The following is a 9223-nucleotide window of genomic DNA, read 5'->3' as shown; positions in this document are numbered from 1 at the left end:
GAGACGGACCTCGTCGGCGGCGCGGCCTATGATGCGCACGGCAAGGCGATTTCGGAAGACGCGATGAAACGCGCGCAGTCGGCCGACGCGGTCTTGTTCGGCGCCGTCGGCGGACCGAAATGGGACAGCGTTCCTTACGCCGTTCGCCCCGAGGCAGGTCTGTTGCGTCTGCGTAAGGACCTCGGCCTGTTCGCAAATCTGCGTCCGGCCATCTGCTATCCCGCGCTCGCCGATGCATCGACTTTGAAGCGCGAAGTGGTCGAAGGTCTCGACATCCTGATCGTGCGCGAACTCACCGGCGGCGTCTATTTCGGCGAGCCGAAAGAACTCGTGACGCTCGAAGACGGATCGCAGCGCGCCGTCGATACGCAGCTTTACACGACAGGCGAAATCGAACGCATCACGCGCGTTGCGTTCGACCTCGCGAAGAAGCGTCGCAACAAGGTCTCGTCGGCCGAGAAGAGCAACGTGATGAAGACCGGCGTCTTGTGGCGCCAGGTGGTTTCGCGCATCCACAAAGCCGAGTTCGCCGATGTCGCGTTGGAGCACGTGCTCGCCGACAACGCGGCGATGCAGCTCGTGCGCAACCCAAAGCAATACGATGTGATCGTGACCGACAATCTGTTCGGCGACATTCTCTCGGACATCGCCGCGATGCTCACTGGGTCGCTCGGCATGTTGCCGTCCGCGTCGCTCGGAGCGGTCGATGCGGCGACTGGCAGCCGCAAGGCGCTCTACGAGCCCGTCCACGGTTCGGCGCCGGACATCGCCGGCAAGGGACTGGCCAACCCGATCGCCATGATCGGCTCGTTCGGGATGGCGCTGCGCTATTCCTTCGGTCTCGTCGAGGAAGCCGATCTGCTGGACAAGGCGATCACCAACGTCTTGGCCTCGGGCACCCGCACCAAGGACATCGCCGCGCCCGGCAAGAACGCAGTCGGCACGACCGACGTGGGCGATGCGATCGTCAAGGAACTCGACGCGCTCGCTTGAGCCATCAAGCCGCGGAGTTCGGGCCGACGAGGCCCGAACTCGTCACGGCGATGCTCTGAATTCAGCGAATGGAGCCCGTCGTCTCGATCGGAATCGGCGGGAACGGGTTGCGCGCGCCGACGAACGGTCCGCCGATCGGATCGGGCAGGACGCTACCACCCACGAGACGCTCAGGATTGTTCCAGGGCGGCATGATCATCGTCGATGTCTGCCCGCTCGTAACGTAGCGATTCATCGAGCCCACTGGCGCGGCGGTTCCGGGATCGAGAAAACTTCGGGGCTGAACCCGCAGAACGAGCGGTCGCCCATTCTGGCTCTGTGCATTTGCGGTGGGGATCAGGGCGGCCGCGGCGATGAGGGACGTCACGCCGACGAGCAAGAGACGACCGAGCAAGAGACGACGCATGGCAACCTCCAGACGAGGGATCCTGCGGGTCTTGCCGAAGATCCGCGCGATCGTTGTAGACTGAGGACAAGGCGCCTTTCATGGAAAGGTTCCGCTTTGCCCGGCTTCCTCACGAAAGGATGAGAATGGATCAATCGCGCACGCTCGTCGAGAAGCTTGGCAAGGACCCGCGTCTGACGCCTTTGGGCGATATGCCCATCGTCATCGAGACGCCGGAGGAACTTCTCGATGACGAAACCACACCCATCGGAAAATTCTTCATTCGCAACAATGGGTTGATGCCGGCTGCGACGCTCGAAAGGGACAGCTGGCGCTTCGCGATCGATGGCGAAGTCGACGCGCCGATCGAGGTCTCGCTCGCCGAGCTGCAGGCGCGATTTCCGGTCAAGACGTTGCGGATGGTCCTGGAATGCGGCGGTAACGGCCGCGCCTTCTTCGAGCCGCGGCCAGCGGGCAATCCCTGGACGCATGGCGGCGTCGGATGCGCCGAATGGACCGGGGTCGCGTTGGCCGACGTATTGCGGGAAAGCGGCCTGAAGGCCACGGCTCGCTACACGGCCTTCTACGGCGCCGATCCGCATGTCTCAGGCGACCCGTCGCTTCCCTCGATTTCGCGCGGCGTCCCCATCGCGAAGGCGTTGGAGTCGCATACGCTTCTTGCGTTCGCCATGAACGGCGAACCGCTGCCATACCTTCACGGCGGTCCATTGCGACTGATCGTACCCGGCTGGCCCGGGTCGCTCAGCCAAAAGTGGCTGACGCGGATCTGGCTCCGCGACCGGGAGCATGACGGACCGGGCATGACCGGGACCTCCTACCGTATCCCGGTGACCCCGATCGCGCCGGGTTCGGATGGCGCAGGCGTGCCGTTCCGAATCCTCGAATCGATGCCTGTCCGCAGCATCGTTTCGTTCCCCGCCGACAGCGCCGCATATCCGGCCGGCACGCGCAGTCTCACCATTCGCGGCGCGGCATGGGCCGGCGACGACGTCGTCGCTCGGGTCGATCTCTCGCTCGATCGAGGCGCCACTTGGAATGCCGCAAATCTCGCGCCCCTGCGCAATCGGTACGATTGGGCGCGCTTCACGGCGACGCTGCCGGTGTCGTCGGACGGGAGCTTCGAAATCTGGGCGCGCGCGACCGATTCAAGCGGACGCGTTCAGCCGCTTTCCGGTGAGAACTGGAATCCGCAAGGCTACGGCTGCAATGCGATGCACAAGGTGGCCGTTAAGGTCGGCTGATCGGCTTTGCGCTGCCCATGGCCGCCGTTCGAGCCGGTGATCCGCAGGCTCCGGTGCGGCGTCGCTCAGTTTGCGCGAACAGCGACTTCAAGGCCGCATCGCCATCGACGAGGGTGATGCGCTCGATGAAACAGGCAAGCTGAGCATCATCCGTGGATGCCGTCCCCGCGGTGCAACGCCATCCCAGAATACCGAAGCTGGGATCATCGAAGCGGAAGGCCTGGCAAGTCTGCTCAGCCCGGTCGGCGAGGATGATCGAGGCGGTCTCCATCGTTCCGAACTTCGTCTGCAGGTTTTCGCTCTGCGCGCTGCGCACGACGGAAAGCCCGGCTTCTGCCGCCGCCTTGACGAGATCGAGATAGAGGCTCCTGCGCCCGTCGACGCCGGTGGCGCCGAGCACAAGCCGCGCGTAACCGGGATCTCCCGGTGCTCCGAACGCGATCACGTCGGCGCGGCCACCGGATCGATGGCGGCGCGCCTCGAAAAGGTGCGGCGATGGATTCTTCTCGACGGCAAAAAGGCTCGCGGCCTTGTCGATGACGACCCAGGCCGGGGCCGGTGCGATGAGGTTCGCCGCCGGGATCTCGCGCGGGCCCTGAATGTCCTCCACGCGCTTCGGCTCTTCGTTCTGCGCCAGATGGACCAGGCCGGCCACGATCGCGCCGGACAGAAGAAGCATACGCAGCCAGGGCCATTCCCGGCGACGGCGAGCGAGCGGGCGCGCGTCGGATTCGTCGACTCCGTCGTCGAACATATCGTCGTCCAGATCGGCCAAGACCCTCGGCATGCCGGTTGAGCACTCCTCTTTCGAGGACCTGTTCTAGCGTAGCACTGGCGGTCGATCGAAAAGTTCTGGTAAGCACCGTGAATCAAACGTTACCGCTCGGGCCTGCTGCACCCATGACAAGCCTCCATATCCGCCTCGCCGAACTGTCCGACGCACCTGCTGTCGCCGGCCTCGTCCGCGCCGGAGAGATTCACTATGTCGGCCCGGATGTGGCCCCGATCGAGCGCACGCTCGCCATGGTGGAGGCCTCGATGAAGACGCAGGAGGGCACGCGTTACGCTCTCGCCTTTCTCGACGGCGAGCCGGTCGGTCTCGCATGTTTCGCCATCATCCGGCCCGGCTCGCGATTGTCGGGCCTGTTCTTCGTGAAGGAGCTTTTCGTCGACGAGCGCGCACGGGGCGCCGGGATCGGCGAAACCATGTTGAACTGGCTCGCGGCGCTGGCCCGCGAGCAGGGGATCGGCCGCATCGATCTCACCACCGACGGATCGAACGCCCGCGCCCAAGCATTCTACGAGCGGCTCGGCGGCGCGCGGATGGACAAGGTGTTCTACCGGTTCGATCTGAAGTCCGATGTGCTCGGCGAAGGCTGAGCTGGCAGCCTGATTCGAACGCTGCGGATTTGAAGAGAAGTCTTGACGCGGCAAGCGCTTTGGTGTGTTGCTGGGCGGCCGGGTCCGCAGCGTCGGGCCTGAGATTTTGGACGATGGCAATGACGATGCTCACGCACACGACGAGCAAATCGAAAACCGTCACGACGGTCGTGAAAACGACCGCCTAGCCTCGTCGTCCCCGGTCCTCTCTCCCGTCGGGGCGAGAGGCGACACCCGAAACGGGTTCAAATTGTCCGGGGAGAGCGCGAACAGGAGAAGTCAGATGGGTTACAAGGTCGCCGTCGTCGGCGCGACAGGCAATGTGGGCCGCGAAATGCTTGGCATTCTCGCCGAGCGGGCCTTCCCGGTGGATGAGATCGTGGCGCTTGCGTCTCGGCGCAGCCAGGGCACCGAAATTTCCTTCGGCGACAAGACGGTTACGGCGAAAACCCTCGAAAACTACGACTTCTCCGATGTCGACCTCTGCCTGATGTCGGCAGGCGGCGAGATTTCCAAGGAATGGTCTCCGAAGATCGCCGCCCAGGGCGCGATCGTGATCGATAACTCCTCGGCCTGGCGCTACGATTCGGATGTTCCGTTGGTGGTTCCGGAAGTGAACGCCGATGCCGTCCGCGGCATGAAGAAGGGCATCATCGCCAATCCGAATTGCTCGACGGCACAGCTCGTCGTCGCGTTGAAGCCGCTGCATGATCACGCCACGATCAAGCGCGTGGTGGTGGCGACCTATCAATCGGTTTCCGGTGCCGGCAAGGACGGCATGGAAGAGCTCGATCGCCAGACCAAGGCGCTCTATTCGATGCAGGACGTGGTCGAGAAGAAGTTTCCCAAGCGCATCGCCTTCAACGTCATTCCTCATATCGACGTCTTCATGGAAGACGGTTTCACGAAGGAGGAATGGAAAATGATGGTGGAGACCAAGAAGATTCTGGATCCCAAGATCAAGCTCACGGCAACTTGCGTGCGCGTACCGGTCTTCATCTCGCATTCCGAAGCGGTCAACGTCGAATTCGAGAAGCCGATCTCGGCCGACGAAGCACGCACCATTCTGCGCTCGGCGCCAGGAGTGTTGGTCATCGACAAGCACGAGCCCGGTGGCTACATCACCCCGCACGAAGCGGCGGGCGAGGATGCCACCTATATTTCGCGCATCCGTGAAGACATCACGGTCGAGAATGGTCTCTCGTTCTGGTGCGTTTCCGACAACCTGCGCAAAGGTGCAGCCCTCAACGCGGTGCAAATCGCCGAAGCGCTGGTCAACCGCGGCCTGTTGCCGTCGAAGAAGCGCGCCGCTTAAAGGCGAAGCGAACCGCCGGAGCGCCAGCGCAATGGCGCAACGCATTTGACGCTATGGCCGGGCTCGTCCCGGCCAATGCGTCATGACGAGTGCGCATTCCGCACTGCCGCATCAAGTCGAGGCGACGACGCTGCGTTCGACGTGGCGGCCCCCTCACACGATATAGAAATCCTTGTCCGTTATCGCCGGCTTCTTCTTGAACGTAGCGATCAGCAATGCGGCCTTCGCACCGTCGCCGTCGACGTCATAGAGAAGAGCGCCGCTTCGCTTGACGTAGATCACATGATCGTTGCCGTCCGTCGCCTTCTCTCCCACCTTGAAGAATGCCTTGTTGAGTCTCGAAGGCGCATCGGGWGAGCCGCTCTTTCCGAGCTTGGTGAAGATGGCGTTGTCGAGCCAGAGCGAATCGTGCGGCGGTTTGAAGTCGAGGAGCTTGTCGCCGTTGGTTTTCTTGTTCGGTTTGGTGTTGAAGACGAAGATGTCCTTGCCCGGACCGCCCGTCAGAACGTCCTTGCCGAGACCGCCCGCCAAGCGATCGTCGCCGATGCCGCCATCGATCGTGTCATTGCCGCCGCCGCCGGTGAGCGTGTCGTTGCCGCCGACGCCGCGAAATATGTCCACATCGCCACCGCCGACGAAATGATCTCCCCCGGCACCCCCTGTCAGGTTCTCGCGTGTCACATCGCCGACCTGCACCGTCACGGAGCGAATGGTGCTGACGCCGTCTTTGTCTGTGATGCGCACTCCGACTTGATGACTTGCGGCCTGTTCGCGGTCGAGAAGGAGCGCGTTGCCGACGAAGAGCGTATTGCCCGCGAGCGTGAAGCGACCGCCGGCATCGTCGGCAAGTGCGAAAGTCACAGCGTCGCCTTGTCCGATATTCGGGTCGAGACCGCTAAGCGATCCGATGGCCGCGCCGGCGGAAATACCCTCCGCAGCGGCGTCGCCATCGAGCGTGACGCCGGTCGGCGCCTGGTTCGGAAGGTAACGCTGCTGATGCAGGAACCGCAAAGGCTCGCCGTCATGAATCGCGGTCCAGCTCACGACCCATCCGCCGTCCGCCAGTACGGTGACGATGGGCGAAACCGGATCCGGCGTGTCGGTACTCGCGACCGTGAAATGCGCCGATGTCGGGCTCAGCTGCGGCGTGCCGAATCGGTCGTAGACCTGCTGGCGGATGTCGAAATTCTCGCCGCCCAATTCGGGGCCCGTGTTGTAGGCCCAGACCGCGACCCAGCCGCCATCGGGCAGGGCAGCGAGATTTGTCCCCTGCTGGTGATTGTCATTCTCGACGTTGGTTACGATCTCGGAGCCGAATTTGTAGAGCGTCATTGTTGTTCACTTGCCTTATTCTCTTGCCCAATCGGGAACGAAAAACCCATAAAATGAAATGCTTTATCGTTTCATAACTTAGTTATTCGAAGCCCTCGAATGCTTTGGCGACACTGGCGAAAACGCGCGGATGTTGGTCGGCGCGTCGGTGCCAGCCGGTGTCACCTCACACGATGAAGAGGTCCTTGATCGTCATCTTCAAGTTCCTGCCGACGATGGCGATCTCCATCTGGGCCTTCGCGCCGTTTCCATCGACGTCGTAGTAGAGCTTGCCCGCGTGGTCGTCGTAGATCAGATAGTCGTTGGAATCCTTGGCCGAAGTGCCGATGGTGAAGAATGCGGCTTTCATCTTGCCGGGATTGTCGATGGATTTTCCTTTTCCGATCGCCTTGAACGCTTTGACGGAAAAGGCCGCATCGTCGAAATAGATCGAATCGTACTTCACTTCGAAGTCGTAAATCTTGTCGAGCGCCTTCTTGGCGACCGACTTGTTGCTGAGTTTGGTGTCGAACAGGAAGGCGTCCTTGCTGAGCTTTCCTTTGCCGCCGTAGAGCTTGTCCTTGCCGCCGCCGCCACCGACGATGTCGTTGCCGGCCTCTCCCTTGATGAGGTCGGCCCCCAAACCGCCGAAGAGCCGATCATTGCCGAGGCCGCCGGACAACCTGTCGGGCAATGCGCCGCCGAAGAAGACGTCGTTACCAGGCGTGCCTGCAGTGACTTCCGGATTGACGTCGACGACGCCGAGGCTGAACACCTGCGTGACCACGCCGCCATGCCCGTCGGAAACCCGCACGGTGACGTCATGGGCCTTGCGCTGTTCGAAATCGAGTCGGTATCCGTCGGCGAGAAGGATGCCGTTGCCGCTCAGAGTGAAGCGTCCCGCCGCATCGTCGACGAGCGTGTAGGACAAAGCGTCGCCGTCCGGATCCGTGGCTTCGAGCGTTCCCAGAACGAAACCCGCGGCTTCGTATTCCTTCGCCGCGCCGGGGCCGGAAAGAACGATCGCCGACGGGTCGTGGTTCTGCGTCACGACCGCATGGTCGTCGTTGACGATCCGCCCCGTCGCGAGGCGCGCGTTCTGATCGATCGCTGCGTTGCCGCCGACCTTCTGGCTGATGGTGAGGAAGAAGGTCTCGTCCTGTTCGATGTCGGCGTCGCCGCTGACCATGACGGTGACCAAGGCCTCGTCCTTGCGGTCGTCGAACGTCGCTTCGCCGGCGATCGCGGTCGCAAAATCCGATGGCTCGGCCGCGCTCGTCGTGGTGCCGAGCCCGAGCGCCCAGGTCACGGTGGACACGCCGACGGTGGTGCTGCGGTGCAGCTTGAACGTATAGGCGACCGTGCCCGCATTGCCCTCGTTATGCGAAACGAGGCCCGTCTCTCCGGCGATGGATACGACCGGCAGGGCGGTGGCCTCGTCGTCGTTGAGGATTCGTCCCGTCGTGCTGCCATTGCTCGTGCTGATGGTCGCACCGTTGGTGGCGTTCGAGAGCGCAATCCTGAAGGTCTCGTCGTCCTCGATCTCGCTGTCGCCCTTGATCTGGACGCTGACGGTCTGCGTCGTTTCCGTGCCCTCGAAATGAACGGTACCGTGCATTAGGCTCATGAAATCGCCGGCGGTGATGCCGTTGCCGGTCTCGATCGTCCAATCGACGTCGGTTTCGCCGGCCGGATTTGCCCGCGTGACGGTGAAGGTGAGCGTCGTCACCTCGCCGATGTCGCCCTCGCTCTTCTGCGTATCGGCGACGGTCCCGCCGATGGACAGGCGCGGCACGTCCGCCACCGGGTTCACCGTGACGAGGAAGTCCTTATAGGCCGAGGTCGAACCCGGGCCACCGTTCTTGTCCGAGACCTTGATCGTGACCGTGTAAGTCTCGGTCTGCGTGATATCGCTGAGCGCCGCGACCTTGAGGGCGCCGTTCTCGATCTTGAAGCGTCCGCCGGCGCTGCCACCGCCGCTCGATCCGCCCGCGCCGCTGGTGTCGAAGGAGTAGACGAGCCCATCGTCGCCATCCGGGTCGCTCGCGTTCAGCGCGCCGATGAGCGTGCCGTCCTGCGCGTCTTCGTCGATCATCGCCGCTGTCGTGCCGTCGTCGAATGCAAGTCCCGTCGGCCGCTCATTGACGTTGTTGACGTAGACTCTCAGCGTCGTCGGCGCGGTCGTCCAATGAGTCGCGACCTCTTCCGCCCGTACCACGAGTTCGTAGAAGCGCCGCTCGAGCGCCGTTCCTCCAAACTCGGTCTGCAGAACGGGATCCTCAGCGAGCGTCGCTTCGTAGTCGACGGCGCCGATCAGCGTGATTGCGCCGGTCGTCGCGTCGATGTGGAATTTTCCACCCGGATTGGTCACGAAGGAATAGGTGACGTCGCCGCTGGCGACGTTCGGCGAGCGCATCGTGGCAATCGCCGTGTGGGCGGGCGCGTTCTCGTCAACGGCGTCCGGCGTACCCTCGACAACCGGTGCGCCTGGCGCCTGGCCGGGCACCGAGATCGCCCCGTCGGCGAAATTCAGCCATTCGATGCCGCGCAGGAGGTCCGTTCCGTCCCGGTCGAGGG

Annotated in this window: 8 protein-coding genes; 4 read left to right on the top strand and 4 right to left on the bottom strand. The window is 63.1% G+C overall.

Annotated features, from left to right (window positions below; translation table 11 throughout):
* The coding region (gene leuB, locus AC1DT3_RS06200; RefSeq protein WP_477464377.1) for a 3-isopropylmalate dehydrogenase at positions 1-993 on the top strand (993 nt) is incomplete at its 5' end.
* A gap of 61 nt (positions 994-1054) precedes the next feature.
* Here leuB and AC1DT3_RS06195 read toward each other — a convergent pair.
* The gene (locus tag AC1DT3_RS06195; protein WP_477464376.1) at positions 1055-1399 is read right to left on the bottom strand and encodes a hypothetical protein; all 345 of its coding nucleotides are present in this window, start codon (positions 1397-1399) and stop codon (positions 1055-1057) included.
* A gap of 125 nt (positions 1400-1524) precedes the next feature.
* On the opposite strand from AC1DT3_RS06195, the gene AC1DT3_RS06190 reads away from it, so the two are divergent.
* Entirely contained in the window at positions 1525-2640 is a 1116-nt protein-coding gene (locus tag AC1DT3_RS06190) for a sulfite oxidase (protein WP_477464375.1), read from the top strand.
* Here the strand turns inward: AC1DT3_RS06190 and AC1DT3_RS06185 are convergent.
* Positions 2627-3427, bottom strand: a complete 801-nt coding sequence (locus AC1DT3_RS06185) for a hypothetical protein (protein ID WP_477464374.1) — start codon at positions 3425-3427, stop codon at positions 2627-2629. The two genes, AC1DT3_RS06190 and AC1DT3_RS06185, sit on opposite strands and share 14 nt — an antisense overlap.
* Positions 3428-3540: 113 nt before the next feature.
* Here AC1DT3_RS06185 and AC1DT3_RS06180 point away from each other — a divergent pair, with 113 nt between their 5' ends.
* Together AC1DT3_RS06180 and AC1DT3_RS06175 are read left to right on the top strand one after the other, a co-directional pair.
* The gene (locus AC1DT3_RS06180) at positions 3541-4020 is read left to right on the top strand and encodes an N-acetyltransferase family protein (protein ID WP_477464373.1); all 480 of its coding nucleotides are present in this window, start codon (positions 3541-3543) and stop codon (positions 4018-4020) included.
* A gap of 283 nt (positions 4021-4303) precedes the next feature.
* Positions 4304-5335: an aspartate-semialdehyde dehydrogenase gene (locus tag AC1DT3_RS06175; RefSeq protein ID WP_477464372.1), complete on the top strand. Its 1032-nt coding sequence runs from the start codon at positions 4304-4306 to the stop codon at positions 5333-5335.
* 153 nt (positions 5336-5488) lie between these two features.
* Here AC1DT3_RS06175 and AC1DT3_RS06170 read toward each other — a convergent pair whose 3' ends face one another.
* Positions 5489-6667 carry a calcium-binding protein gene (locus AC1DT3_RS06170; RefSeq protein WP_477464371.1) on the bottom strand — a complete coding sequence of 393 codons (1179 nt, stop codon included), beginning with the start codon at positions 6665-6667 and terminating at the stop codon, positions 5489-5491.
* A 166-nt stretch (positions 6668-6833) separates the two neighbouring features.
* A partial coding sequence (locus tag AC1DT3_RS06165) for a Calx-beta domain-containing protein (RefSeq protein WP_477464370.1) occupies positions 6834-9223 on the bottom strand: 2390 nt, incomplete at its 5' end.

The sequence above is a fragment of the Microvirga sp. P4_G7 genome (assembly GCF_056401005.1).
This window is presented reverse-complemented; position numbering and strand designations above follow the sequence as displayed.

Bases quoted from the DNA above. Each gene is read 5' to 3' on its own strand.
- AC1DT3_RS06195 (WP_477464376.1), bottom strand. From the start codon at position 1,399: ATGCGTCGTCTCTTGCTCGGTCGTCTCTTGCTCGTCGGCGTGACGTCC.
- AC1DT3_RS06190 (WP_477464375.1), top strand. From the start codon at position 1,525: ATGGATCAATCGCGCACGCTCGTCGAGAAGCTTGGCAAGGACCCGCGT.
- AC1DT3_RS06185 (WP_477464374.1), bottom strand. From the start codon at position 3,427: ATGCCGAGGGTCTTGGCCGATCTGGACGACGATATGTTCGACGACGGA.
- AC1DT3_RS06180 (WP_477464373.1), top strand. From the start codon at position 3,541: ATGACAAGCCTCCATATCCGCCTCGCCGAACTGTCCGACGCACCTGCT.
- AC1DT3_RS06175 (WP_477464372.1), top strand. From the start codon at position 4,304: ATGGGTTACAAGGTCGCCGTCGTCGGCGCGACAGGCAATGTGGGCCGC.